This window comes from Trinickia soli (genome assembly GCF_002879855.1).
Classification (GTDB): domain Bacteria; phylum Pseudomonadota; class Gammaproteobacteria; order Burkholderiales; family Burkholderiaceae; genus Trinickia; species Trinickia soli.
The window spans coordinates 325,045-351,761 of record NZ_PNYB01000002.1; the positions used below are offsets into that span (position 1 = coordinate 325,045).

Consider the following 26,717-nt stretch of genomic DNA (forward strand, 5'->3'; position numbering starts at 1 on the left):
GAGTGCGCGCGCTCTTTTATCAGGACGTCTGCATCTGTTGCTGGAACGTGAGCTCGATGAATTCCGCCGGCCGTACCGGCGCGACCTTGACGAGTACCTTCATCAAGCCGTTCAGGACGTCGTCGCCTGTCATCGTGGCCGGCTGACCGATCGCCACTGAGAAGGCGTCGGACGGCTTCGCGCCCGAGAGCGCGCCCGCCTTCCACTGGTTCGTCAGGAAGTTTTCGATCATGTTCTGCACGGTCACCCAGGTGGTCGCCGTATTGGGCGCGAACACATAGGCCTGCATGGCGTACTTGATCGACTGCTCGAGCATGATCAACGTGCGGCGCACGTTGATATAGCGCCAATCCTGGCTGTTGCCGTCGAGCGTGCGCGCGCCCCATACGAGGGTGCCCATGCCGCGGAACGCGCGAATCGCGTTGACGGCTTTGCCGTCGAGCGGCACGTTCAGATCTTCCTGCTCGTAATCGGAGAGGTTGACCGTGGGCGACACCGTCGAGTTGATGCTGACGTTGGCCGGCGCCTTGAACACGCCCTGCGATGCATCGACACGACCATAGATGCCGGCGATCGCGCCGCTTGGCGGCAGCAGATTGAGCCGCGTCTGGATCTCGTCCATGACCTGGACGTAAAGCTTGCTCGACGTGCGCAACACGTTGTGCAGCGACATGATCTGCTGCGGCGAAGGCGGCGTGGCCGGCGTGGCGTCGTCGCTCTTGGCGCCGTCCGCGGCCGGCGCGGGCACGAGCTTTTGCATCTCACCGATCTTCGCCGTCAGCGCGGTCAGCTTCGCCTGATTGTTGGCGCCGGTCAGCGTGGCGGTGACGTCGGCCGTCAACGCCGTGGCGAAGGCGCCGAGCGTTGCAGGCGAAATTGCCGTGAAGTCAACGCTATCGACGATCTGCGTGTTGATCCACGGGTAATAGGCCATCCCGTAGTTGAGGAAATCGGTGCCGACCGAAGAGCGGAAGTTTTCGATCTGATCGTTGGGCGAGACGCCCCGCACCTTGTCGCCGCCCGGCACGTCGAAGATCGACACGCGGCTTTGCATCGTGTTGCAATGGCCGAGGAAGATCGGCGGCACCTTGCTGGCATCGGACAACAGCACGACGTCGGGCGCGACGAGCATCGTCGGCTCGGGCGTGCGCGTCAGTGCGCCGAGCACATCGAGAAAGTCCTGCGCGGCGCGCTGCTGCTTCGTATAGAGCCCCGTCGACACGATATAGCACGGCCCGCCGCCATTATCGAAGTACATTCGCAGGCTGTAATAAAGCAAAAACTGCGAATTGGCGCCAGCGGTCAGCGTATAAGGCGCCGATGCCCCTTTCTCGCCCGCCGCAAAGTCGAATGCGGGCGCGGGTGCGCCGCCGAAATAGCGCTCGTAATCGGCCATCGATTGAATCGGCCAAGGCACACCAATGAGCGAATCGTTTCCATTGGCCGCCGATTCCGTATAGCCGATGAACGCGGGAACCGCGGTCGCCACTTCCACGACCGAATTCGGAAACGCATCCTTTTCGACAATGTAGACACCCGGTACCTTGTACTGCGCCATGCTCTCTCCTTGATCGTTGGGAGACGACAATCGCCCGTGCCCACGAAGGTGGGCGCGCCGATGCAATCGGCGCGCGCGACCCCCACCGCGCGACAATGCCGCACCGGTGCGAATAGCGGAATTCGCCGAATACGAAAAATTTAGGACTACGAATCGATGCGAAAAGGAATGTGCGTGGTGATGGTCTGCCTCGTTCTATGGAGCATAACGGACGCGGGGCGAAATGCCGTGGCGCGTTCGCATGGAGTCGCTCGTCGGCGACTTTCATTTCTCTTTCCTTATTGCAGCTTATGCTTGAATACGTGTGCCCGACTGCCGACTTCCGACTGCCACCACTGATTCAGTACGCGTTGCGGGGCCTAGTATAAAAACAGACAAATGGGCCGTCCAGCGAATTTTTTGTGATTTGTTTGCAATTTCGATGGCCGTACGAAGTAGCGCTATAGATAAACGAAAACGTCGGCCACCGCGTCTTGCGTCCCCCCGCTACCCGCGCCCTCCGCAACTGAAGGCTGGTACGACGACAACCCGCGCGTCACATCGGGAAACGGCAACGTGACCGCCTCGGGCAAGCCGTCACCCTTCAGCGCGATCGCCATGGCCTCGCCCAGCCGCTCACCGACGCGCAGCGCACCGGTCGACGTGAACACGACGGCGTTGCGTCCGTCGACCGACAGCGGCGCATCGGCCCGGACGAACTCGATCGGCTCCGTTCTCTGGCCGCGTCCCGCGCGCCGCCACGTCCCTTCGATATGCCAGCCGTCGCTCGTTTGCGAGGCATGCGGCACGATCAGATATCGCCACTTCAATGCGCGCGCATCGAGGGCGATCGTATAACGCTGCGCCATGACATGGCCGTTCGCGTCCAAACAGGCCGCGTTGCCGGAGCCATCCGCGGCGGCGACGGCGCGCGGATGAATCGTGATCATCGCGAAGACGCCGCTCAACGGCGCATCGGTCAGAAAGAAAGGCCAATCTTCGACGCCCGGTGCCGAGAGAATGTAGCGTCCCTCCGGTTGAGATGGCATCGCGAGCGATACCTGTCGTACGGCCGGCGCGATCGCCTGCGGGCCGAGCACGACCGAACCCGTCACTGCATCGCGCACCGTGACTTGCGAAACGGGCGCGTCGGCATGAAACCGCAAACGCCGCGAAACGCAGGCAAGCGCGCCCAGCGCGAACGGCGTGCCGGCCGGATGAAGCAGCGGGTAAGGCTTGCCGTCGAATGTGGCCGCCCCGCCCCCAACGTTGTCGAAGGCATAGAGCGAGACGCCGGGCGTCGCCAGCGGCTGCGCATCAATCGCCGTGTAATTGGCGAGCGGCGCAAAGCCGCTGGCGAGCGTGAACGTGAACGATTCGCGCGCGCTCAGATCGAGCAGCGAGCCAGGCACGTCGCTTTGCTGCGCCGCTTCGTCGAAATACATCTCGCCGCCTTGCGCGGTCGGTTTGAACAGCAACCGGTATCTGCGCATGAGTTGCTCGCAGGCACCGGTGGGCTGGATGCGGACGCCGACGCACCAGCCGCTGCTGAACCAGGTGTGCCGTACTTCGAGCGCGAACAGCAGGCGATAGCGACTCATCACCGCGTCCCGACTTCGGTTTCCGCGCCACCGACGGCGGGATCGTATGCACTGGCCCAGCCTTGCTGCACGCTGAGCATGCGAACCTTATACAAGGCACTCGGCAGCGCGTCGGCGCCGAGGATCGTCCATACGTTGCCGAGCATCGCCAGATCGCAGCTGACCAGTTCGACCGAAAGGCGATCGATGCCGGCCGGCAGCGCAGGTGCATTTTGCGGCGAGAACAACGGCCGTGCCTGGAAGAAGCCGATTGCCGCGCTGAGCATCTTGAGCGCCTCGCGATACTGCGCGCCGAACGAGGCCGCCACGATGATGTTCAAATTGAGCGGCAACGGCGCGGCCATGCGGGCGAAGCCGCCCGGCGCCGCACTCGCCGGGCTGGTGCCGGGCCGCTCGCGCACGGGCATCGACGCCGCAGCAGCCGCCCCTTCCTTCTCGATACTGAGGAGCGTGACGACGAGCTTGTTGTCGATGCCGGCAGGCAGCGCGCCGTCGGGCGCGGCGAGGCTCGACAAAACGGCGGCCGGTTCGCCGCCTGGCCCGCGCGGCGCGAGAAAGCGATTGAGCTCGTCGAGCAAAAAGACGAGCGCCTTGTCGATCATAAGGACTCCTGATTGAACCGCCGCCCGTCTGTGGGTACCTTCATGGCGTCTTGCCGTCCTTGCGGAACTCGCGCCGTACGCCTTCCACGATATCGGCCTGACGTATCGCATCGTCGCCGCGGCGCGCGGTCGCCAGCGCCGCGTGACGCAATACGTTCGTGATCGCGCCTCCCGTCACCTCGTATTCGGCGGCGATCCGCTCGAAATCGACATCGGCTGCGAGCCGTGGCCCGCGTTCGAATGCATTGCGCCAAAGCGCAGCGCGCTCCGCGGGCCCCGGTGCCGGGAAGTAGATCATCGATTGAAAACGCCGTGCGAACGCTTCGTCGATATTGCCCTTCAGATTCGACGCGAGAATGACGATGCCCGGAAAATCCTCGACCCGCTGCAGCAGATAGGCGACTTCCTGATTCGCGTAGCGATCGTTCGCGCTCGTCGTCGCCGTTCGCTTGCCGAACAATGCGTCGGCTTCGTCGAAGAACAGGATCCAGTCGCGGCGCTCGCCCTCGTCGAATACATGGGCGAGATTCTTTTCCGTCTCGCCGATGTATTTCGACACGACCAACGAGAGATCGATGCGATAGACGTCGAGCCCCGTCGATTTGCCGAGCAGCGTGGCGGTCAGCGTCTTGCCGGTGCCGGGCGGCCCGTAGAACAGGCTTCGATAGCCGCGCTTGATATGACGCGAGAGTTGCCAGGTGTCGAGCAGCGTCGAGCGATGCTCGATCCACGCGCGCAGTTCGTCCACTTCGGCGCGCACCGCGGGCTGCAACACGAGATCGCTCCAATCGAGCGGCGTCGTCAGCAGGCGTGCCGGAAAAGCGCTGCCGTACTCGGGGCCGCTTTCGACACCTCGCACGATGCGCGACAACGTCAGCGCGTCGATCAGAAGCGGCGCTGCCGCGCTGTTGTGCGCGTGTTCCGCCACGTCCAGGTGCAGGACGCGTGCGGCGCGCAGCGCATGGCGCGGGTCGGCAAGCCGGGTCAGATGCAACCTGCGTTCGAGGATACGCGCGCCGCCCACGACGAATGCCGCTGTTTCGAGCGTCGGCCAGAAGCCCGTATGCGCGCTGCGCGGCGCGCCGCCGAATTCCGAGAACGCGCGCTCGAAGTTGGGGTTGCGCGCAAAAAACGGATCGAGCACCTGCGGACGAATGTGCGGGGCGAGCGCCAGCGCCAGCGTGACGCGCTCGTCGAATGCGCCGGCATGAGCACGAACGATCTGCGCGTAATACGTCGAGGAAGCGTCAAGCGACGGTGCAGCGATCGCAGTGACGTCCGCGACGTCGCAGGGCTGCCCGAAGTAGAGCCGCAGCGAGGCATCGATGAGATCGGCCAGCCACGTCATCTCCGCGTCCAGCACGCGCGCGGCCTCGGCCACGGCGGCACTCGCGGCAATGGCGGCATCAGCCGGAGCGCCGAAAGCACTGCGGGCATCGTCCGCGTGTGTTTCGCGCACAGCCTGCGCCAGCGCTACGCCGAATTCCCCGTCGGCTGGATCGGATATGGTGGCCATTGTTATCGGTTTGTAATGTCCTGCGTGTGCAGGCGCCCGCGCATCGTAAGGCCATTCTTTTGTTCAGACAATAGGTATAGCGCGTACCCTACACCGCTGCTTCGAATTCGCGCGCAACGATGTCGATGAAGGCTTGCACGCGCGCGGTCTTGTAGAGGTCGGCGTGCGCGACGAGCCAGACATCGAAACGATCGAGGCGCTTGCGCATCACACGCACGAGCTCGGGCTCCGAGTCTGCCCGAAAGCACGGCAGTTCGGTCACGCCCAGCCCGCAGATTGCCGCTTCGAACAGCATCATCGTCGATGAAGTCTGGAACGCCACGTTGCCCCGATGAGTCGGCTCGCCGCACAAGGCGTCCCACATCGACGGCACGACGGCCCGTTGATACATGACGAGGTCGTGGCCTTCGAATGCCTCGCCCTCTCGCGGCTCGCCACGTGCGGCGAGGTACGCGCGCGAAGCATAAAGGCCCGTTTCGAGCTGGGCGAGCCGGCGCACAATCAAGTCGGGCGATTCCGGCCGCAACGTGCGAATCGCAATATCGGCCTCGCGCCGCGTCAGATTCGCCATGTTCGGCGATGTCACGCACACGACGTCGATGCCGGGATGGAGCGCGCGCACCTTCGCAATCGCCGGCACGACGAAGCGCTTGCCAAGCGAATCGGTGGTCGCGACACGAACCGTGCCGCACAGTTGATCGTCCATCCCGACGATGCGCCGTTCGATCTGATGCACGGCCTGCTCGATCGCCTCCGCCGGCCCCATCAATGCCTCGCCCGCCGACGTCAGCACGTACATCGTCGGCGTGCGTAGAAAGAGCCGCGCCGACAGCGCCTCTTCGAGCGCGGCGATGCGCCGGCCGACGGTGGCCTGGTCGACACCTAAGCGCGCAGCAGCCCCGCGCAGCGTACCCGTGCGGGCTACGGCCAGAAAAAAACGTGCGTTGTCCCAGTTCGTCATCGCAAGTCCACAAGCCTTCGCAGGCGTAGCTGACATGATGCAAATATGCATCACTGATCTGCACAATCACTGCTTTATTGCAGCGCGGACAGTTTATAGACTTGCGCCATCGATCGCCACTTCCCGAGCCGGAGCCACCATGACCGACTGCGCCGCCCAACCCGTCACGCCCGACCGTTGCGCCGAACGGCGCGAAGCCACACGGCGGCGCCTGACGCTTGCCTGCGTCGCGAGCGGGATGTTCATGGCCGTGCTGGACACGACGATCGTCAACGTTGCCCTGCCTGCGATGCGCGCGCATCTTGGGGCCTCCGTCGCGGGGCTCGCCTGGATCGTCGATGCCTACACGTTGAGCTTCGCCGCGCTGATCCTTGCCGGCGGCGTCGCGTCGGACCGGTTCGGCGCGAAGGCGGTCTATCTGTGGGGCTTGGCGTTATTCGTGGCCGCCTCCGCGGGCTGCGGGCTCGCTCCGTCGGTCGGTACGCTTGTCGCTGCGCGCTTCGTGCAAGGCATCGGCGCGGCGCTGTTTCTGCCCGCCTCGCTCGCCATCGTGCGTGCCACATTCGACGATCCTGCACAGCGCGCCCGCGCCATCGCCGCCTGGGCCGGGATCGCGTCGGTTGCGGCCGCTATCGGGCCCGTGGCCGGTGGATTGCTCGTCGATGCGTTCGGCTGGCGCAGCGCGTTCCTCGTGAACGTCCCGACCGGCATCGCCGCCCTCGCAGGTGCGTTGATGGTTGTGCGCGCAACGATCCACGCGCACACGCGGCGCTTCGATCTGGGCGGCCAGATTGCCAGCACGGTGGCCCTCGCCGCACTGTGCTTTGCAGCCATCGAATTACCGACACGTGGAATCGGCGCACGCGAAGTGCTCGGAGCCATCGCCATCGCTATCGTCGCCACAGGCGTATTGATTGCCATCGAACGCCGTATCGCCGAACCGATGGTTCCGCTCGCGTGGTTCCGCAACACGACCTTCGTTGCGATGAACGTGAGCGGCACGTTGGTCTACGTCGGCTACTTCGGCTTGCTGTTCGTGCTGAGCCTTTACCTGCACGGAGTCCGCGGGCTCGACGCACGGCATACGGGGCTCGCGATGTTGCCTATGGCCGTGACCTTGTCGCTCGGCAACGTATTGGCCGGCAAATTGCAGGGACGCGCCGGCGCTGCGCGCCTGATGACGATCGGCCTTGCGCTCGCGACGATCGCCGGGCCCGCGATGGCTGCCGCGCTCGACCTGCACGCGGCATGGTGGCTCGTCGTTGCCGCGATGGCTGCGTTCGGCACCGGCACGGCGCTATCGGTGCCGCCGATGATCGCGACCGTCCTCGAACAAGTGCCGGCCGAATCCGCGGGCGTCGCATCGGGCTTGCTCAATGCCTTGCGGCAAGCGGGCAGCTTGCTAGGCGTTGCATTCGCGGGTGCGGCAACCCTGCTGTGCGCGCATCTTTCGACGGCGCTGATCGTCGTGGGCGCGATGGCCGGCGTCACTTATGCGGGCTCTGTGCTGCTGGCTGCCCGCGCACTTTACGCTGGCGCCAAAGACAGAGCAGATCGCACGCCACATGCGCGGCCGCAATCGCAGTAATGTCCGCATGATCGTAGGCGGGCGCGACTTCGACGACATCGGCGCCGACGATGTCGAGTGCATCGAGCCCGCGCACGATCGCAAGCGCTTGCGCCGACGATAAGCCGCCCGCGACGGGCGTGCCCGTGCCCGGCGCGAAGGCCGGATCGAGACAGTCGATGTCGAAGGTCAAATAGGCGCGTCGTGCGCCGACGATGTCGACGATACGGTCGATCGCCGCCCGCGCACCGTGCTCATGGATCCACGGCGCATCGAGCAGGTGCATGCCCATGAAGTCGTCGTTCCAAGTGCGAATCCCGATTTGAACGGAACTGGATGGATCGATCAGCCCTTCCTTGATCGCCTTGTAAAACATCGTGCCGTGATTGAGGCTGTCCGGCTCATCGTCCGGCCAGGTATCGCAATGGGCATCGAAGTGAATTAATGAAAGCGGCGCACCATATTTCTCGGCATGTGCGATCAGCAGCGGATAGGTGACGAAGTGATCGCCGCCGAGCGTCAGCATCCTGGCGTCGCTGCGCAAAATCGTGCGGGCATGCTCGATGATCGCGGGCTTGATCGTTGCCGGACGATGGCCGTCGAACCAACAATCGCCGTAGTCGATCACCGCGAGGTCGTCGAACGGATCGAAGCCCCACGGGTACGGCTTGAGTTCCGCGAGCTGCACGCTGGCCGCACGGACGGCCGAGGGCCCGAACCGAGCACCCGATCGAAACGTCGTGGCCAGATCGAGCGGTATGCCCGAGAGGGCGACGTCGACGCCTGCAAGCTCGCGCGTGTAGCGTCGACGCATGAACGAAAGCACGCCCGCGTAGGTGCGCTCGACCGACGATCCATAAAGCGACTGGCGCAGCACCGCGCCGTCGCCGCGAAGATGTTCTGTCATAAGGTGATTGATCCATGCCGTCCCCGCAACGTAGCAGTGTATCGAATTCGATGGGATGAACCGCACCACTCACGTTCGTATGCATCAAATACTCGACCGCGATGAATTGCCCGACCACCCACCTTGGCCCCGTGCAGAAGAATTGGGAATTATCTCAGCGCCGCGCCATCCATGCCAATTCATCGCCATCGGCCATCGAAAAAGCAGCGAATTTCGCCGCAAAACTGTGTTCGACGATGCAAAAACGGCATAACGCGGTATCTGCGCCGCCATCATAGTCGGCTCCGCATACCCAAAAAGGGTTTGACGGCAACTTTGGCTCGTATATCCTCACTAATAGGTTTGCTGCCGGTGATGTGTCATGCCGCGTTGCAGTAGCGTCAGCGGTGATCGATGGCGCCGCGCCGGCCGAAACCGCGCGTCCCTACTTCCTGCAGATGCTCCATGTTTAACGGGCGCGACGCACAACACACTGAACGTCAACGAATCGAGTGTCATCGTGAGAGTCCGAGGCCCTTTGGTCAGGTGGAACCGCTGTCAGCGCGCGAATCGCTTCCGCGCCGGCCGCGCCATCGCCGACGGCTGCACCGGCAAGCTTGCGTTCCGCCGAGTCCTGTCCGTCTTCACCATCCTTTCCTGCCGCTCCATCCGGCGTCATAACGTCACGTCTGCGCGCGCGTACATCGCCGTGCATATCGACGAAGCCGCCTCGCTGCTGCCGTAGCGCCTCCTTTCGTCCGCGGTTTCTCACGTCCCGCGCGCGTCCGTCTCACGGCCGACGTCGGCACTGTCACGTCCATCGCAAACGGCGCGCAAGCATTGACCGTTCCCGTAACGGCGCTTCACGATCGATTAGTTAGTTATGCTAAATAAACCGCTCGTCGGCATCACGGCCGACACAACTGAAATCGGCGCGCACCGTGCGCATGTCGTCGGCGACAAATACGTCGCAGCTGTCGTCGAAGGCGCCGACGCGCTTGCGTTCGCCGTGCCTGCGTTCGGCACGAAGCAGACATGTGCCGATGTGGTCCGGGCGCTCGACGGCCTGCTCTTCACTGGCAGCGCGTCCAACATCGAACCTTGCCGATACGGCGGCGCGCCAAGCGCGCCCGGCACGCTGCACGATCCGGCGAGAGACGCGACGACGTTGCCGCTCATGCGCGCTGCCATCGATGCCGGTGTGCCCGTGCTCGCCATCTGCCGCGGGCTTCAGGAGATGAACGTCGCCTATGGCGGCACGCTGCATCAACGCGTGCACGAGGTAGACGGCCGCGACGACCATCGCGAGGATCACGCCGACCCGCTGGACGTGCAGTACGGCCCCGCACATGTCGTACGGCTCGTCGAAGGCGGACTGCTGCATTCGCTCGTCGGCGATCGCACCGAAATGCCCGTGAACTCGCTGCATCTGCAAGGGGTCGACGCGCTCGCGCCGGGGCTTGTCGTCGAGGCTGTCGCCCCCGATGGACTGATCGAAGCGATTCGCCCCGCTGCTGCGCCCGCGTTCGCGCTCGGCGTGCAATGGCATCCCGAATGGCAGCATGCCGACGACCCGCTTTCCACGGCGATCTTTCGTGCATTCGGCGCCGCGTGTCGTAGGCGTGCGAATGCACGCATCGGCCGCTATTGAGCCAGTGCCCCCGCTGCGCGTTCCACTGCCATCGAAATCGCGCACATCACAACGAATCGAGAACAGCCATGCAAGACATCGACGAATTTCTCCGCAAGCATCACATCACCGAGATCGAGGCGATCATTCCCGACATGTCCGGTATCGCGCGCGGCAAGATCATCCCGCGCAGCAAATTCGAATCGGGCGAAGCCATGCGTTTGCCGCAAGCCGTCATGGTTCAGACCGTGACAGGCGAATACCCCGACGATGGCGGACTGGCCGGCGTCACCGATCCCGATATGGTCTGCGTGCCCGACCCGGCAACGATCCGACTGATCCCGTGGGCCACCGACCCTACCGCTCAGGTGATTCACGACTGCGTCCACTTCGATGGCACACCGGTGGCGATCTCGCCGCGCCGCGTCTTGCGCCGCGTGCTCGATCTCTATGCGGCAAAGGGCTGGAAGCCCGTCGTGGCGCCGGAACTCGAGTTCTATCTCGTCGAAATGAACAAAGATCCCGACCTGCCGCTGCGACCGCCCGTTGGCCGTACCGGTCGAGCCGAGACGGGCCGCCAGGCCTATTCGATCGAAGCCGTCAACGAGTTCGATCCGCTGTTCGAAGATATCTACGAGTACTGCGAGATCCAGGAGCTCGAAGTCGATACGCTGATCCACGAAGTGGGCGCGGCGCAGATGGAGATCAACTTCCTGCATGGCGACCCGTTGAACCTCGCCGATCGCGTGTTTCTGTTCAAGCGCACGGTGCGCGAGGCCGCCCTGCGCCACCACATGTATGCGACGTTCATGGCCAAGCCCATGGAAGGCGAACCCGGCTCCGCGATGCACGTTCATCAAAGCCTCGTCGATGCCGAGACCGGCCGCAATCTGTTCGCAGGCCGCGAAGGCGAGCCGACCGAGCTGTTCTATCAATACATTGCAGGCTTGCAGAAATACACGCCCGCACTGATGCCGATATTCGCGCCGTACATCAACTCGTACCGACGTCTTTCGCGTTTCATGGCCGCGCCGATCAACGTTCAATGGGGCTATGACAACCGCACCGTGGGTTTTCGGATCCCGCATTCGTCGCCGGCTGCGCGACGCATCGAGAATCGCATTCCGGGCGTCGACTGCAACCCCTATCTCGCGATCGCGGGAACGCTCGCTGCCGGGTATCTGGGCCTCACGCAACAGCTCGTGCCCACCGAGCCGCTCGCCAACGATGGGTACCGGATGCCTTATCAACTGCCGCGCAATCTCGAAGAAGGGCTCACGTTGATGGCCGCCTCCGAGCCGCTCGCTTCGATCCTCGGAGAGCCGTTCGTCAAGGCATTTCTGTCGCTGAAGGAAACCGAATACGACGCATTCTTCCGCGTCATCAGCTCATGGGAGCGCAAGCATCTGCTTCTGCACGTATGAGGCGGGCCGGGCTCGCAATCGAATCGAACGGAGCACGACTATGAATCACCCCTTCGAAACCCCGAGTGACGACGCGAAAGCGCCGCACGGCACCACAACGCACCCGTTATTCAGTACTGCAGAATATCGTGCGCTCGATGCGGCGCATCATCTTCATCCGTTTTCCGACATGGCTGCGCTGAACCGCGTCGGCAGTCGCGTCATCGTCAAGGCCGAGGGCGTCTACCTGTGGGACTCGGACGGCAATCGCATCATCGACGGCATGGCGGGACTCTGGTGCGTCAACGTCGGCTACGGCCGCAAAGAGCTGGCCGACGCCGGCTATCGCCAATTGCTCACACTGCCTTACTACAACACCTTCTTCAAGACAACGCATCCACCCATCATCGCGCTCTCCGCGTTGCTGGCCGAATTGACGCCCGCGCCGTTCAAGCACTTCTTCTATTGCAACAGCGGGTCCGAAGCCAATGACACGGCGCTGCGCATCGTCTATCGATACTGGGCGACGCAAGGCAAGCCATCGAAGAAATACGTGATCTCGCGCAGGAACGGCTATCACGGCTCGACGATCGCGGGCGCGACGCTCGGCGGCATGGCCTACATGCATGAGCAAATGCCGTCGAAGGTCGAACATATCGTCCATATCGACCAGCCCTACTATTTCGCCGAGGCGGGTCACGACTTCACGCCGGAATCGTTCGGCCTCGCCCGTGCGCGCCAACTCGAAGCGAAGATTCTCGACCTGGGTCCAGAGAACGTTGCGGCCTTCATCGGCGAACCGTTTCAGGGTGCAGGCGGCGTCATCTTTCCGCCGTCCACCTACTGGCCCGAGATCGAGCGGATCTGCCGCCGGTACGATGTCCTTCTCATCGCCGACGAAGTGATCGGCGGCTTCGGCCGCACCGGCGAATGGTTCGCGCATCAGCACTTCGGGTTCGAGCCCGATTTGATGACGCTCGCCAAAGGGCTCACGAGCGGCTATGTGCCGATGGGCGCCGTCGCGCTGCATGAACGCGTTGCCCGGCCGATCATCGAGAACGGCGAGTTCAATCACGGGCTCACGTACTCGGGGCACCCGGTCGCAGCGGCAGTCGCCGTGGCCAATCTCAGGGTGCTGCGCGACGAACATATCGTCGAGCGCGTGAAGACCGAGACCGGCCCCTACTTCCAGGCTTGCCTGCGTGAGGCGTTGGAAGGCCATCCGATCGTCGGCGAAGTGGCCGGAACAGGGCTCGTCGCTGGCGTGCAACTCGCACGGTCGCCCCGCACGCGGACCCGTTTTGAAAATGGCGCTGAAGTGGGCACCCTATGCCGAGACTTCTGCTTTGACGGCAATCTCGTCATGCGCGCTTCCGGCGATCGCATGCTGCTCTCGCCGCCGCTCGTCATCACGCGAGAGGAGATCGACGAGATCGTGGAGAAAGCGACGCGCGCGATCGACGCAACGGCACGGCAGTTGGGCTGCTAGCGCACGCTAGGCCCTGCGCCCTTCGTCGAGCCGTCGCGCTAGCTCCCGCAACCCATCCGAAATGGCCACCGGATACGGCTCGGCGAGATCGAGCGTGCGTTGCGCGGGCGGCAACGCGCGCAACTGCCGCCGCGCGTGCTCACGCGCAGCTTGCAGCGTGACGGGCGGCGCGCATCGTTTGCCAGCGCGCATGACCGCCTCGAGCAGCGGCTCGCCGTCGCGCGTTTCTCGTGCAAGGGTAACCCAATCGCCCGCCATCACACCGTTCGCCCGATACAACCGATAGACGGCTTTGCGCCCCGGCCACGTTGCCTTCCCTTCCGAGCGCTTGCGACGCGGCACGTCGGCATACTCGACGAGCTTGTAAGCGCAGTCGAGGTATGGCGCATCGGCCGACGTGTTCATGCGCGTGCCGACTCCGAAGCCGTCGATCGGCGCATGGTCGTCGTACAGTTGACGCAGCCGGTGCTCGTCGAGATTGCCGCTCGCGAAGATCGTCACGTCCTTCAAGCCGCCTGCGTCGAGAATACGCCGCACGCGTCGCGCGTGTTCCCCCAGATCGCCGCTGTCCAGTCGCACGCCATGAATCGAGATGCCGTCTTTGGCGAGACGCGGCGCAAGTGCGACGACCTTGCACGCCGCTGCTTCGGTGTCGTAGGTATCGATGAGCAGCGTCGCATTCGCCGGCTGCGACCGGGCGAACTGCTCGAACGCCTGCGTTTCGTCTTCGTGCGCCTGCACATACGAATGCGCCATCGTCCCGTACACGGGAATGCCGAACGCCAAACCGGCTGCGAGCGTCGCGGTGCCGCTAAAGCCAGCGAGGAAGCTCGCACGCGCGGAAAGCCACGCCGCCTCGGCGCCATGTGCGCGGCGCAATCCGAAATCGACGAGAAGTTTTTCGGGCGCGGCAAGCACGCATCGCGCCGCCTTGCTCGCGACGACGGTCTCGAAGTGTGCGAGGTTCATCAAACGGCTTTCCACGAGCTGCGCTTCGCGCATCGGCGCCGTGATGCGCAAGATCGGTTCGTCGGGGAAAAAGACGGTGCCCTCGGGCATCGCGTCGACATCGCCCGTAAAGCGCAGGTGTTCAAGCGATCGAAGGAATGGCGTCGAAAATCTGCCCGTCTTCGAGAGCGCGGTCAGGTCCTCGCGTGTGAACCGCAGTTGCTCCAGGTAGCGGACGATTTCCTCGAGCCCGGCCGCCATCAGGAAATTGCGACCGGTCGGCAACGCGCGGACGAACAGTTCGAACGATGCCGTCTCATTCATGCCCGTGTCGAAATACGACTGCAGCATCGTCAGTTCGTAAAGATCGGTCAAAAGCACACTGTCGAGCGTCAGCTGCATGGGAGTCTCCGCCCGTTGACGTGATCCAGCCGCATGATGCCCGACGTGGCGCGCTTTACTCCGCGCGTTCCCGAACGTACTGACGAAAATCCCTCGATGCGCAGGCGCCTCAACGTTCATATCAATCGCTTCGATCTCCACGCTGCTGCACGCGCCCGCTTGCGCGCAGCGCTCAACCCGGCTTGCCGTCGATCCTCGGCATGGTCAGGTAGGGCGCATAGCGGATCAGATACACGACGAATGCCGCACACCAGGCGCCGCCCGCGATATCGAGCCACAGGTCGGTCGCGCCGCCAAAGACCAATGGGCCGATCACCCGGGCAACCGCGGCGACGATCATGAGCCAGTAGCTCGCGATCTCGAATGGCCCCGCTGTGAGCATACGCCCCGTGTGGCCCAGCGCCGTGCGCGTGATCATGGCGATGATCGCCAAGCCCATTGCACCGACCGTCAGCGCATGGATCGCGAGCGAATGCGATACCACGCCGAGCGAAGCGCAGGCCAGCAGCGCAAAGCCGATGGGAATCCATAGACACGCCACGTGCAGGACCCAAAGAATCGGCCGTGGTCCCACGCGCCATGAACGCCATCCGGCGATTCGCACCGCGTGGATGACGGCGGTCGCCGCTGCGCAGGCCGCCACGAGCGCCGCGGGCGCGCCGGCCGCGTCGGCAACGAGCGCGATCAGCGGCGCCGGCGTCGCCCAGTTATCGATGAATTTCCAGCGTTTGATCGTAAATCCCGGAATCGCGTTCGTCGTGAACATCGGCACGACGCGGCCCGTGATGACCGAGACGAACATGATGACGAGGCCCGTCGTCGCATAGGCCACGCGCAAGGCGAGATCGAAACGCCCTTCCCATGCGTACCAATGAAACAGGGCGTTGAGCAGCCCGAACAGCGCGAGCGCCACCGGCAGAAAAATGTTGTGGCGATTCTTCGCCGCGATCAGTACGCGCAGCAGCACGAGCGCAACAATCGGCAGGAACGCGACATCGACGACGGCGGCAATGGCTTCCGGGCCCGTCCACACCAACACGCGCCCTGCCGCCCAAAGCAACCAAAGCAGGCCCAGCGATGCGCCGGTCGGCGTCGAGCGCGATGTCCAGGCACGCACGGCGGTCAGCAAAAAGCCCACGACGATCGCGGCCACGAAACCAAACAGCATCTCGTGGACGTGCCAGAGCATGCCCGACAACTGCGCGGTTCGCCCCGCTCCGCCGTGGCCCCGGAGCGCGGACAGCCAGAGCGCAACCGCGACGAAGCCGAACAGCGCGCCGCCGAGATAAAACGGCCGGAAGCCGAGCCGTAAGAGTGGTAGCCCCGACGCCTGCAGAGCTGGGCCGCGGCCGAGCGGCTCGTCGATCTTCATCATCATGCGTTCCCCTTCAGCGACGATACGTCACCCGGGGCTTACTTATCAGGCGTGGCGTTGGCGCGCACCGTAGCCATGGGCTCGTGGCGTCCGCTCCCTATACGACGCGGTGGCGGCACCGCGAAATCGCCCGAACCGGCGACACAGATAAATAGCTCACGTGGTGATACAAACATCGTCAGGATACAGCGCCGCGGCATCACATCGAGGCTCTGCGACAATTTGCGCGCCCCCCAGGCGCATTAACCACTCTATCTTGAATAGCAGACACTGATTGAACTGCAAGGGAGAAGGCCATGCTCAGCCCGCATGAATTCGCCGCGCTGTTGCTCGTGGGGGGCACGCGCGACTTGGACGCGCTCGATCGAGGCGACCTCGCGTCGCTCGTGGAGCGCCAGCTCGTCGCGCTCGACAGGCTGGTCGGCGGTCGTCAGGTGCGGTTGACGGCGCGCGGGGCGTCGGTTGTCAAAGCCGTGACACGCCGCCCGCAGTAGCACCGGCGCGATGGGCGCCGAATGATCGGGCGGCCGCGGCATGATGCGTCGCTGTGCCGCGAAGTGCGGTAGTATCCGCACCGAAGCGAACATCGGGCCTCGCGCGGCCCGCGTTCGCACCCCCCACATCATTCACTGCCCGACCACCCGCTCGCCGTGTCGCCGTCTCAAACTTTCGCCTCTCAACATTTCGACGAATACTGCGTGCAAAAGGCTGCGCCTGCGGGTTCGAGTGCTTATTACGCATTGCGCCAGGCGCCGGCCGCTCGCCAGGCGTTCTTGACCGCGCTCTTTGCGCTGCGCCGCGAGCTCGAAGAGACGGTAAAGGATACGAGCGATCCGACCGTCGGGCGCACGAAGCTGGCATGGTGGCAAAAGGAAACGGCCGCACTGGCTGCGGGGCAGCCTTCGCATCCGGTCTCGCATGCGCTCGTTGCGCACTGCGACGATATCGAAGCGGAAGCGCCGATGTTGCGTGCGCTCGTCGCCGGCTTCGAGATGGATCTCGACCAGGCGCGCTATCTGGACTTTGCCAACCTGACGCGCTACACCGAGCGCGTCGGCGGAGCATTTGCGAGCGTCGTGGCGCGCGTCACGGCACGCGAACCTGCCCGGGCGCACGAGTGGGCGGGCCCGCTCGGCAATGCGCTGATGCTCGCCCAATTCGTGCAGGAACTCGGCAACGACGCGCGGCACGGGCGCATCTACCTGCCGATCGACGAGTTACGCCGCTTCGGCGTAACGGCAGCTGAGCTGATCAACCGCAAATACAGCCCCGCGTTCACCGAACTGATGCGGTTTCAAACGAATCGCGCGCGCGATTCGCTGCAGACGGCGCTTGCCGGCGTGCCGGCGGACGAACGCGCCACGCAGCGCACGCTGAAGGCGCAGGCGGCCATGGCGCTTGCGCTGCTGGACGAAATCGAGCGCGACCAGTTCCAGGTGCTTCATCAACGGATAGCGCTCACGCCGATCCGCAAGCTGTGGATCGCCTGGCGCGCGGCGCGCAAGCGCTGAGGCGCGGGTTCCCTTATTGCCTGTAGAGTTCCCGGACGGCATCTTCGATGTGCTGACGCAACAAGCGCCGCTCGTCGGGGGTCATGTGGCCGTCACGTTGATGCTCGCCGAACTCGCCCGGCGAAGAAGCCGTCCGCACGATCGAAGCGGACGTGCTTGCAGGCGCCGGAGCCGCGAGCGGCTCACGGTGCGGCGGCAGATAGCGGTGACGCAAAGGACGCACCGGGTGCTCGGCCCGTCGCTCGCGCAGCGGCGCTTGCGCTCGCGCGTCGACGGCAACGGTCAGACTGGCAAGCGCGCCGGCGATGGCGACCGCGACGATCCGCGCTCGCAGGCACGGGAACGCGCGTCCCACCGTCATCTTGTTCCCTTCGTCATGCGGCAACCGGCTACCTCGAATTACGTGTGCAGATGCCCGATTCGATCATCGAGCGCGAAAGAATGGTGTTATGGGATGAAGTATCCACCGAACAGCCGCTATCCGTGAAGCAGTTTAAGTGGACGCCGTTTACGCGACGCATCAACACGGGTAAATTTTGTAACTGTCTGTAACCCGTTAATTTCGTATTCCTCGACCCGCTTTCCAATCGCGCTAAGATGCCGCCCATGGAAACTAAAAACCCTTCGAAGATTCTCGTCGTCGACGACGACCCCCGCTTGCGTGACCTGCTGCGCCGTTATCTGGGCGAGCAAGGCTTCAACGTCTATGTTGCGGAGAACGCCCCCGCGATGAACAAGCTGTGGGTGCGCGAGCGATTCGACCTGCTCGTGCTCGACCTCATGCTGCCCGGCGAAGACGGGCTGTCGATCTGCCGCCGGCTGCGCGGCAGCAACGATCGCACGCCGATCATCATGCTCACGGCAAAGGGCGAAGACGTCGATCGCATCGTCGGTCTCGAAATGGGCGCCGACGACTATCTGCCCAAGCCGTTCAATCCGCGCGAACTCGTGGCGCGCATTCACGCGGTGCTGCGTCGCCAGTCGCCCTCCGAGCTGCCCGGCGCGCCATCCGAAACGGCAGAGGTGTTCGAATTCGGCGATTTCGCGCTCAATCTCGCCACGCGCACGCTGACGAAGTCGGGCCAGGAGATTCCGCTCACCACGGGCGAGTTTTCGGTGCTGAAGGTATTCGCGCGCCATCCGCGCCAACCGCTGTCGCGCGAAAAGCTGATGGAGCTCGCGCGCGGTCGCGAATACGAAGTGTTCGACCGTAGCCTCGACGTGCAGATCTCGCGTTTGCGCAAGCTGATCGAAGTCGATCCGGGCAGTCCCCGCTTTATCCAAACGGTGTGGGGTCTCGGTTACGTCTTCATCCCCGACGGCGCAGCGTGACGTCAACGTCAGCCCTGTCGCTCCGCGCGTTCGAATAAGCCCTCATGCGCATCAACCGGCGGTTTCTCGCCCACGCGTTCGGGGGCTTGTTCTGGCGCACGTTTCTTTTGATCGCGCTCTTGATCGCGGTCAGTCTTGCCGCGTGGTTTCAAAGCTTTCGGGTGATCGAGCGCGAGCCGCGCGCGCAGCGCGTCGCGCTGCAGCTCGTGGCGGTCGTCAAGCTCACGCGCACGGCGCTGCTCTACTCCGATCCCGATCTGCGGCGGGCGCTGTTGCAAGATCTCGAAAGCAACGAAGGCGTGCGGGTCTATCCGCGCGAGGCGACCGATAAGTTCAAGCTCCAGCCCGATGAATCGCTCAATCGGCTCATCGAGCACGACATCCGTGGCCGGCTCGGCGACGACACGGTCATTGCGCAATCGGTCAACGACATTCCCGGCGTCTGGATCAGTTTCAAAATCGACGACGACGATTACTGGGTGGCGCTGGACCGAGACCAGCTCGATAGCGTCACGGGCCTGCAATGGGCTGGCTGGGGCGTGTTCGCGCTCGCGTTGTCGCTATTCGGCGCGGCGTTCATCACGAGCCTCGTGAACCGCCCGTTCGCGCGCTTGGCAGCAGCCGCGCGCAAGGTCGGCCTGGGCCAGGCGCCGGAACCGCTGCCCGAGCGCGGGTTGGGCGTGGCCGCCGAGACCAATCGCAGCTTCAACCAGATGGTCCAGGACCTCGAACAGCTCGAAGCCGATCGCGCACTGATGCTGGCCGGCATCTCGCACGATTTGCGCACGCCGCTGGCGCGGTTGCGGCTGGAAACCGAAATGAGCCCATCCGACCAGGCGACGAAGGACGCGATGATCGACGACATCGAGCAGATGGATTCGATCATCGGGCGCTTCCTCGACTACGCACGCCCGCCGCAGCACTTCTCGCGTGCCGTCGATCTGTCGCTGGTCGCGGGCGAGATGGCTGCGCGCATGGCGAGCGAGGACGGCGTGCGCCTCATCTCGCGGCTGGCCGATTCGGCCATCATCGAAGCCGATGAAACCGACCTGCGGCGCGTGGTCGGCAATTTGCTTGAAAACGCGAAGAAGTACGGCCTCAGTGAAACCGACGGCATCCCGCACGTCATGCTCGAAACGCGCGTTTCGCATTCCCGTGTGGAGTTGTCAGTGCTGGACGAAGGGCCTGGCATCCCCGACGACCAGATCGGGCTCGTGACCCGTCCCTTCTACCGCGTCAATTCGGCGCGAACGCAGGCCAACGGGACAGGCCTGGGCATGGCGATCGTGCAGCGTCTGGTCAGCCGCCACCACGGCACCTTGAAACTGCGCAACCGGACGCCCGGCCCCGGGCTCGAAGTCACGATCGAGTTTCCGCTCGCCAAGAGCGCGTGACGTCGGTCCGCTTGTCGTCAACAAAACTATCGCTGCAGTTGGAAAATTCTATCCGCTTCATTAGATAAATTCTATTGCTTGGTAAATTCAATAGGGATATAGTCGAGCCTGTGTAACGAATTCGTTGCAGCGAACAGGTACTTTTGAACAACGCGTTTCTTCCCAACCAGACACAGGAGTCACCGCATGAAAACCGTGGGCGATAAACTCGAAGCATTCACCGTCACCGCTGCGAAGCCGGGCTTCAACCATCACGAAGAAAACGGCCAGTCGGCCTTCGAAGAAATCACCGAACAATCGTTCCCGGGCAAGTGGAAGATCATTTACTTCTATCCGAAGGACTTCACCTTCGTTTGCCCGACGGAAATCGTCGAATTCGCCAAGCTGCAAAAAGACTTCGAAGAGCGTGACGCCGTGTTGCTCGGCGGCAGCGTCGACAACGAATTCGTCAAGCTCGCATGGCGCCGTGAGCATAAGGACCTCGACAAGCTGAACCACTATGCTTTCGGCGACGTCAAGGGCGAACTGATCGACCAGCTCGGCGTGCGCGACAAGGAAGCGGGCGTGGCCCTGCGCGCGACGTTCATCGTCGATCCGGACAACACGATCCAGCACGTTTCGGTGAACAACCTGAACGTCGGCCGCAACACGCAGGAAATCCTGCGTATCCTCGACGGCCTGCAAACGGACGAACTCTGCCCGTGCAACCGCGCAGTCGGCGGCTCGACGCTGTAAGCGCAAGCTCAGCGTTGGCCCGAAGCCCGCTATGGTGTTCTGGAGCCGGCGGGCTTTTTTATCGAAATGCCGATAGGAGAAAACAATGGATTTTGTGAATTCGATTAAGGAACTCATCCCTGACTACGCGAAGGACATTCGCCTGAATCTGGACGGCACCATCGTTCGTTCTTCGCTTGAAGGCAATGACGCCGTCGGCGTCGCGCTGGCCGCCGCGTTCGCGGCGAAGAGCCGCACGATCATCGAAGCGATCCGCTCCGCCGGCGTGCTCTCGCCCGAAGAGCTGACCGGCGCACAAACGGCTGCGGCGCTGATGGGTATGAACAACGTCTGGTATCCGTTCGTCGAGATGGCCGACGATGCCGATCTGAAGGCGCAACGCGCCGAGTTGCGGATGGGCGCTTACGCCTCGCACGGCGGCGTCGACAAGCGTCGTTTCGAAATGTATGCGCTGGCTGCGTCGATCGTCGGCAAATGCCATTTCTGCATCCAGTCGCACTTCGCGCTGCTCAAGAACGAGCAAGGGATGTCGGTGCAGCAATTGCGCGATGTGGGCCGTATCGCCGCCGTCGTGAATGCCGCTGCGCAGGTCATCGCGGCCGAAGGCAAGTGATGTGCAAGCAGGATTAGCCGGGTGGCGTGGCGTGCGAAGTGATCAAGGGCGAGCCTCGACTCGCCCTTTCATATTGCCCGCCGGCAGCACCGCCGACGTCGTGATCGGTCTCGTTCCACCACGGCCTGCAGTGGGAACCCAATACAAAATGCCGGCTGCACATCGCCATGAGTTTCCTGATCGCGTTCAGACCGCGCCGCCCGTCCGGGCGAGCAGTACGACGGCCTGGGCTTCGATTCCCTCCCCTCGCCCCAGGTAGCCGAGCTTTTCGTTCGTCTTCGCTTTGACGTTGATGTCCGCGAGGGGCAACGCCAGATCCTCGGCGATGTTCGCGCGCATCGCTTCGATATGCGGCGCAAGCTTGGGCGCCTGCGCAATGACCGTGCTGTCGACGTTCACGATCGTGAAACCGGCTTGCCGGATGCGCGCGGCGCACTCGCGCAGCAACACGCGGCTGTTCGCGCCGGCAAAGTGCGCATCCGTATCGGGGAAGTGGCGGCCGATGTCGCCCAGCGCCGCGGCACCGAACAGCGCGTCCGTGACGGCATGCAGCAGCACATCGGCGTCGGAATGACCGAGCAGGCCGCGTTCGTACGGCACCGTGACACCGCCGATGATGAGCGGGCGCCCCGGCACCAATGCGTGTACGTCGTAGCCTTGTCCGATTCTGAAATTCATTGTTGATGGGTTCCTGTTGCTGTCAAGATCGCCTCGGCAAGCGCGAAATCTTCCGGGTAAGTGACTTTGAAATTGCGCAAGCTGCCTTGAACCAGGCGCGGCGCATGGCCGAGCCATTCAATGGCGCTCGCCTCGTCGGTCAGATCGTGGCCGTCTCGCTCGGCCCGTGCGATTGCTTCGCGCAGCATGCCGATGCGAAACATCTGCGGCGTTTGCGCCTGCCACAGGCCGTTGCGCGACTCGGTGCGCGCAATGCGATCGCCGTGCTCGATGTCCACACGTTTGAGCGTATCGGCAACGGGCAGCGCCATGATGCCGCCCACTTCGTCGTCGGCCAGCGCCGAAATCAGTGAGCGGATCAACTCAGGCGTGATACCCGGTCGCGCCGCGTCATGGACGAGCACCCAGTCATCGTCGGCCGCGCCCGATTGCCCAAGCGCATCGAGTCCGTTTCGCACCGACGCCTGTCTCGATGCGCCGCCGCAGCGACGCGCGGCAAAGCGCAAGGGGGCGAAGCGGCGTTCGTCGAAGTGGGTGTCGTCGGGCGAAATGACGACGAGCGTTTGCGCAAGCTCATCGCAGGCGTCGAACGCGGCAAGCGTGTAGTACAGCAGTTCGCGCCCGGCTACCGTGCAGTACTGCTTCGGCATGGGTGCGCCGGAGCGGCTGCCGGTCCCCGCGCAGGGAATCAGCGCGTATAAACGGGCGGGACGGGATGGTCGGGAAGAGGCGGAAGTCACGAAATCCGGGCGGGCGGCGCAGCCGCCAATCAAAAATAGACGACGGATTTTATAATAGGCGCTTTGCCCCGGGCGTCCGATTGATCGCCAATCACCGCCCGGCGCTCGAAAGCCCCTGCCCGCACGCGTCTTGCGCCGCTGCCGGGGCTTTCGTCACGCTCACGCCGAGGCCGTACGCTCCTAGTCATGTCGCAAACCGCCAGCTCATCCGCCACGCCTACTCTACCGCTCGCACTCGTGAAAGCCGGTCAACGCTTTGCGTTCGACGGCACGCACGGCTCGTCCGACGCCCTGCTGATCGCGCGCTATAGCGAGGCCGCGCGCGCCCAAGGGCTGCCCGCACAGTCGCCCAAAGGGCGTACACCGCTGCTCGCCGTCGTCTGCGCCAGCGCCGTCGATGCGCAACGGCTCGCCCTGGAGATCCCCTGGTTCGCGCCGGATGCCCGTGTGCGCCTGCTGCCCGACTGGGAAACGCTGCCGTACGACACGTTTTCGCCGCATCAGGATCTCGTTTCCGAGCGGTTGGCGACGCTGCACGATCTGGGCGAAGGCCGCTGCGACATCCTGCTCGTGCCGGCCACGACCGCGCTCTATCGCATGCCGCCGGCCGCATTCCTCGCCGCATACACGTTCTCTTTCGCACAGGGGGAACGGCTCGACGAGGCCAAGCTCAAAGCGCAGCTGACGCTGGCCGGCTACGAGCACGTCAGCCAGGTCGTGCGACCGGGCGAGTACTGCGTGCGCGGCTCGCTGATCGACCTCTTTCCGATGGGCTCGCCGCTGCCGTATCGGATCGATTTGTTCGACGATCAGGTGGACTCGATCCGCGCCTTCGATCCGGACACGCAGCGCAGCCTCTATCCCGTGCGGGACGTACGTCTGCTGCCGGGCCGCGAATTTCCGTTCGACGAAGCGGCGCGTACCGCTTTTCGCAGCCGCTGGCGCGAGGTGTTCGAAGGCGACCCGAGCCGCTCGTCGATCTATAAGGACATCGGCAACGGCGTGCCGTCGGCCGGCATCGAGTACTACCTGCCGCTCTTCTTCGACGAAACGGCCACACTGTTTCACTACCTGCCCGAGGGCGCGCAACTGGCCTTCGTCGGCGATCTCGACGGCGCGATCCGCCGCTTCACGCTCGATACGAAGCAGCGCTACAACTTCCTCTCGCACGACCGCGAGCGGCCCATCCTCGAACCGCAGCGCCTGTTCCTTTCCGACGACGATTTCTACACCCTCGCCAAGCCGTTCGCGCGGCTCGTGCTGCCGGCCAACGGCGACAGCGCCTGGTCCGCGGCGTTGCCTTCGCTCGCAATCGATCGGCACGCCGACGATCCGGTCGCCGCATTGCGTCGCTATGTCGAAGGCAGCGAGCGGCGCGTGCTCGTCGCAGCCGAATCGGCCGGCCGGCGCGAAACGATCGCGCAGTTGTTGGCCGAGCATGGCCTGCGCCCGGCCGCGGTCGACAGCTTCGCCGATTGGCTGACGAGCGACGAGCGCTTCACGCTCGGCGTCGCGCCGCTGACGACCGGTTTTTCGCTGCCGGGCGAGAACGTGGCCATCGTCACGGAAACCGAGCTTTACGGCGCACTCGCGCGCCGCGCGGGGCGGCGTCGCCAGGAGCAGGCCAGCAGTGTCGATTCGATGGTGCGCGACCTTTCCGAGCTCAAGGTCGGCGACCCGGTCGTGCATGCGCAGCACGGCATCGGCCGCTACATGGGCCTCGTGACGATGGATCTCGGCGAAGGCGAAACCGAGTTTCTGCACCTTGAATACGCGAGCGACAGCAAGCTTTATGTGCCCGTGGCGCAGTTGCACGTCATCTCGCGCTACAGCGGCGCCGACCCCGAAAGCGCCCCGCTCCATGCACTGGGCTCGGGCCAGTGGGAAAAGGCCAAGCGCAAGGCCGCGCAGCAGATCCGCGATACGGCCGCAGAACTGCTGAACCTTTATGCGCGGCGTGCAGCGCGCGAAGGTCACGCGTTCAAACTCGAACCGCGCGACTACGCGAAGTTCGCCGAGAGCTTCGGCTTCGAAGAAACACCCGACCAGGCTGCGGCGATCGCCGCGGTGATCGGCGACATGACTGCGGGGCGCCCGATGGATCGCCTCGTGTGCGGCGATGTCGGCTTCGGCAAGACCGAAGTCGCCCTGCGCGCCGCCTTTATCGCCGTCATGGCGGGCAAACAGGTGGCCCTGCTTGCACCGACGACGCTGCTCGCCGAGCAGCACACGCAGACCTTTACCGACCGCTTTGCCGATTGGCCTGTGCGCATCGCCGAGCTCTCGCGCTTCAAGTCGACCAAGGAGGTGAATGCGGCGATCGAGCAGATCAACGACGGCTCGATCGACATCGTCATCGGCACACACAAACTGCTGTCGTCAGACGTGCACTTCAAACGTCTGGGCCTCGTCATCATCGATGAGGAACACCGTTTCGGCGTTCGGCAGAAAGAAGCGCTGAAGGCGCTGCGCGCCGAAGTGGACGTGCTGACGCTGACCGCGACGCCGATTCCACGTACGCTCGGCATGGCGCTGGAAGGTTTGCGCGATTTTTCCGTCATCGCGACCGCGCCGCAAAAGCGGCTCGCCATCAAGACGTTCGTGCGGCGCGAAGAAGACGGCGTCATTCGCGAAGCGATGCTGCGCGAGCTCAAGCGCGGCGGCCAGGTCTACTTCCTGCACAACGAAGTCGAAACGATCGAGAACAGGCGCGCGATGCTCGAAGCGCTCGTGCCCGAAGCACGCATCGCGGTGGCGCACGGCCAAATGCACGAGCGCGAGCTCGAGCGCGTCATGCGCGATTTCGTCGCGCAGCGTGCAAACGTGCTGCTTTGCACCACCATCATCGAAACCGGTATCGATGTGCCGAGTTCGAACACGATCATCATCCATCGCGCCGACAAGTTCGGTCTTGCGCAATTGCACCAGCTGCGCGGGCGCGTCGGTCGTTCTCATCACCAGGCCTACGCCTATTTGCTCGTACATGACCCGCAAGGGCTCACGAAACAGGCGCAGCGGCGGCTCGAAGCGATTCAGCAGATGGAAGAACTCGGCTCGGGCTTTTACCTTGCCATGCACGACCTCGAGATCCGCGGCACGGGCGAGGTGCTGGGCGACAAGCAATCGGGCGAAATTCACGAGATCGGGTTTCAGCTCTATTCCGACATGCTCGCGGACGCGGTCAGGGCACTCAAGAACGGGCAGGAGCCGGACCTCACGGCGCCGCTGGCGGCAACCACCGAAATCAACCTGCATGCGCCGGCGATTCTGCCGGCCGACTACTGCGGCGATGTGCAGGAACGCCTCTCGATCTACAAGCGGCTCGCGAGCTGCGAGACGAGCGATTCGATCGACGACATTCAAGAAGAACTCATCGATCGCTTCGGCAAGCTACCGCCGCAAGCATATGCACTCGTGGAAACGCATCGATTGCGGCTCACCGCGAAGCCGCTCGGCATTTCGAAGATCGATGCGGGCGAGAACGCGATCAGCCTGCAATTCGTCCCGAACCCGCCGATCGACGCCATGCGCATCATCGAAATGGTGCAGAAGCACAAGCACATCAAGCTCGCGGGCCAGGACAAACTGCGCATCGAAACGCGTAGCCCCGACCTTTCGGTGCGCCTGTCCACCGTGAAGGAATCGCTGCGTGCGCTCGGGGCGCCCGCACGTCAAAACGCCCCCGCGGCAACCCGGTAGCGTTGCCCGATGGCGCACCGCACAAATATCAACCTGTGCGATCGCTTGGGTCCGGTCGTGTTTTTTCGGTATGATCGGACCACTTAAAAAGCGGGAGC

General features: G+C 63.9%; 23 protein-coding genes. 12 read left to right on the forward strand and 11 right to left on the reverse strand.

Going from position 1 to position 26,717, the window contains the following annotated elements:
- Window positions 1-19: 19 nt before the first annotated feature.
- The 5 genes from C0Z19_RS03770 to C0Z19_RS03790 all read right to left on the reverse strand — a co-directional run bounded on the left by C0Z19_RS03770 (window position 20) and on the right by C0Z19_RS03790 (window position 6,253).
- Window positions 20-1,558 (reverse strand): phage tail sheath family protein, encoded by a 1,539-nt coding sequence (locus C0Z19_RS03770; RefSeq protein ID WP_102608436.1) that lies wholly within the window; start codon window positions 1,556-1,558, stop codon window positions 20-22.
- Window positions 1,559-1,998: 440 nt separating this feature from the next.
- Window positions 1,999-3,138, reverse strand: coding sequence for a hypothetical protein (locus C0Z19_RS03775; RefSeq protein ID WP_102608437.1), 1,140 nt, complete (start codon window positions 3,136-3,138; stop codon window positions 1,999-2,001).
- The gene (locus C0Z19_RS03780; protein WP_158242940.1) at window positions 3,138-3,740 is read right to left on the reverse strand and encodes a Pvc16 family protein; all 603 of its coding nucleotides are present in this window, start codon (window positions 3,738-3,740) and stop codon (window positions 3,138-3,140) included. The genes C0Z19_RS03775 and C0Z19_RS03780 overlap by 1 nt, the downstream gene beginning before the upstream one ends.
- Before the next feature lie 40 nt (window positions 3,741-3,780).
- Window positions 3,781-5,256: an ATP-binding protein gene (locus C0Z19_RS03785; RefSeq protein ID WP_102608439.1), complete on the reverse strand. Its 1,476-nt coding sequence runs from the start codon at window positions 5,254-5,256 to the stop codon at window positions 3,781-3,783.
- 88 nt (window positions 5,257-5,344) lie between these two features.
- Window positions 5,345-6,253 (reverse strand): LysR family transcriptional regulator, encoded by a 909-nt coding sequence (locus C0Z19_RS03790; RefSeq protein ID WP_233195983.1) that lies wholly within the window; start codon window positions 6,251-6,253, stop codon window positions 5,345-5,347.
- Between the two features lie 103 nt (window positions 6,254-6,356).
- Between C0Z19_RS03790 and C0Z19_RS03795 the strand changes: the two genes are divergently transcribed.
- Window positions 6,357-7,805, forward strand: a complete 1,449-nt coding sequence (locus C0Z19_RS03795; RefSeq protein WP_102608441.1) for an MFS transporter — start codon at window positions 6,357-6,359, stop codon at window positions 7,803-7,805.
- Here the strand turns inward: C0Z19_RS03795 and speB are convergent.
- Window positions 7,705-8,691 (reverse strand): agmatinase, encoded by a 987-nt coding sequence (speB, locus tag C0Z19_RS03800; RefSeq protein WP_102608442.1) that lies wholly within the window; start codon window positions 8,689-8,691, stop codon window positions 7,705-7,707. The genes C0Z19_RS03795 and speB overlap by 101 nt on opposite strands.
- A gap of 55 nt (window positions 8,692-8,746) precedes the next feature.
- Between speB and C0Z19_RS27890 the strand changes: the two genes are divergently transcribed.
- The 4 genes from C0Z19_RS27890 to C0Z19_RS03820 all read left to right on the forward strand — a co-directional run bounded on the left by C0Z19_RS27890 (window position 8,747) and on the right by C0Z19_RS03820 (window position 13,192).
- The gene (locus C0Z19_RS27890) at window positions 8,747-8,944 is read left to right on the forward strand and encodes a hypothetical protein (protein ID WP_146011991.1); all 198 of its coding nucleotides are present in this window, start codon (window positions 8,747-8,749) and stop codon (window positions 8,942-8,944) included.
- A 609-nt stretch (window positions 8,945-9,553) separates the two neighbouring features.
- Entirely contained in the window at window positions 9,554-10,321 is a 768-nt protein-coding gene (locus tag C0Z19_RS03810) for a gamma-glutamyl-gamma-aminobutyrate hydrolase family protein (RefSeq protein ID WP_102608444.1), read from the forward strand.
- 68 nt (window positions 10,322-10,389) lie between these two features.
- On the forward strand, window positions 10,390-11,724 hold the full coding sequence (locus C0Z19_RS03815; protein ID WP_102608445.1) for a glutamine synthetase family protein: 1,335 nt from the start codon (window positions 10,390-10,392) through the stop codon (window positions 11,722-11,724).
- 40 nt (window positions 11,725-11,764) lie between these two features.
- Window positions 11,765-13,192 (forward strand): aspartate aminotransferase family protein, encoded by a 1,428-nt coding sequence (locus tag C0Z19_RS03820; protein WP_102608446.1) that lies wholly within the window; start codon window positions 11,765-11,767, stop codon window positions 13,190-13,192.
- A gap of 6 nt (window positions 13,193-13,198) precedes the next feature.
- Here C0Z19_RS03820 and C0Z19_RS03825 read toward each other — a convergent pair whose 3' ends face one another.
- Entirely contained in the window at window positions 13,199-14,542 is a 1,344-nt protein-coding gene (locus C0Z19_RS03825; protein WP_102608536.1) for a nicotinate phosphoribosyltransferase, read from the reverse strand.
- Window positions 14,543-14,714: 172 nt separating this feature from the next.
- Window positions 14,715-15,914, reverse strand: coding sequence for an NnrS family protein (locus C0Z19_RS03830; RefSeq protein ID WP_102608537.1), 1,200 nt, complete (start codon window positions 15,912-15,914; stop codon window positions 14,715-14,717).
- A gap of 299 nt (window positions 15,915-16,213) precedes the next feature.
- On the opposite strand from C0Z19_RS03830, the gene C0Z19_RS03835 reads away from it, so the two are divergent.
- Both C0Z19_RS03835 and hpnD read left to right on the forward strand, forming a co-directional pair.
- Window positions 16,214-16,411: a hypothetical protein gene (locus C0Z19_RS03835; RefSeq protein WP_102608447.1), complete on the forward strand. Its 198-nt coding sequence runs from the start codon at window positions 16,214-16,216 to the stop codon at window positions 16,409-16,411.
- Between the two features lie 135 nt (window positions 16,412-16,546).
- Entirely contained in the window at window positions 16,547-17,428 is an 882-nt protein-coding gene (gene hpnD / locus C0Z19_RS03840) for a presqualene diphosphate synthase HpnD (RefSeq protein WP_425330252.1), read from the forward strand.
- A 13-nt stretch (window positions 17,429-17,441) separates the two neighbouring features.
- Here the strand turns inward: hpnD and C0Z19_RS03845 are convergent, their stop codons facing one another.
- Complete coding sequence (locus C0Z19_RS03845; protein WP_233195984.1) at window positions 17,442-17,789, reverse strand: hypothetical protein; 348 nt, start codon at window positions 17,787-17,789, stop codon at window positions 17,442-17,444.
- Between the two features lie 236 nt (window positions 17,790-18,025).
- Here C0Z19_RS03845 and ompR point away from each other — a divergent pair, with 236 nt between their 5' ends.
- The 4 genes from ompR to C0Z19_RS03865 all read left to right on the forward strand — a co-directional run bounded on the left by ompR (window position 18,026) and on the right by C0Z19_RS03865 (window position 21,502).
- On the forward strand, window positions 18,026-18,760 hold the full coding sequence (gene ompR / locus C0Z19_RS03850) for an osmolarity response regulator transcription factor OmpR (protein ID WP_425330249.1): 735 nt from the start codon (window positions 18,026-18,028) through the stop codon (window positions 18,758-18,760).
- Window positions 18,761-18,804: 44 nt separating this feature from the next.
- Entirely contained in the window at window positions 18,805-20,154 is a 1,350-nt protein-coding gene (locus tag C0Z19_RS03855; RefSeq protein WP_102608451.1) for an ATP-binding protein, read from the forward strand.
- 186 nt (window positions 20,155-20,340) lie between these two features.
- Window positions 20,341-20,889, forward strand: a complete 549-nt coding sequence (locus C0Z19_RS03860; protein WP_102608452.1) for a peroxiredoxin — start codon at window positions 20,341-20,343, stop codon at window positions 20,887-20,889.
- Between the two features lie 85 nt (window positions 20,890-20,974).
- Entirely contained in the window at window positions 20,975-21,502 is a 528-nt protein-coding gene (locus tag C0Z19_RS03865; protein ID WP_102608453.1) for a carboxymuconolactone decarboxylase family protein, read from the forward strand.
- A 186-nt stretch (window positions 21,503-21,688) separates the two neighbouring features.
- On the opposite strand, the gene ispF is transcribed toward C0Z19_RS03865, so the two are convergent.
- Together ispF and ispD are read right to left on the reverse strand one after the other, a co-directional pair.
- Window positions 21,689-22,180 (reverse strand): 2-C-methyl-D-erythritol 2,4-cyclodiphosphate synthase, encoded by a 492-nt coding sequence (gene ispF, locus C0Z19_RS03870; RefSeq protein WP_102608454.1) that lies wholly within the window; start codon window positions 22,178-22,180, stop codon window positions 21,689-21,691.
- The gene (gene ispD / locus C0Z19_RS03875; RefSeq protein WP_102608455.1) at window positions 22,177-22,920 is read right to left on the reverse strand and encodes a 2-C-methyl-D-erythritol 4-phosphate cytidylyltransferase; all 744 of its coding nucleotides are present in this window, start codon (window positions 22,918-22,920) and stop codon (window positions 22,177-22,179) included. Before ispD ends, ispF begins: the two co-directional genes overlap by 4 nt.
- Before the next feature lie 186 nt (window positions 22,921-23,106).
- On the opposite strand from ispD, the gene mfd reads away from it, so the two are divergent.
- Entirely contained in the window at window positions 23,107-26,619 is a 3,513-nt protein-coding gene (gene mfd / locus C0Z19_RS03880; protein ID WP_102608456.1) for a transcription-repair coupling factor, read from the forward strand.
- Window positions 26,620-26,717: the final 98 nt, after the last annotated feature.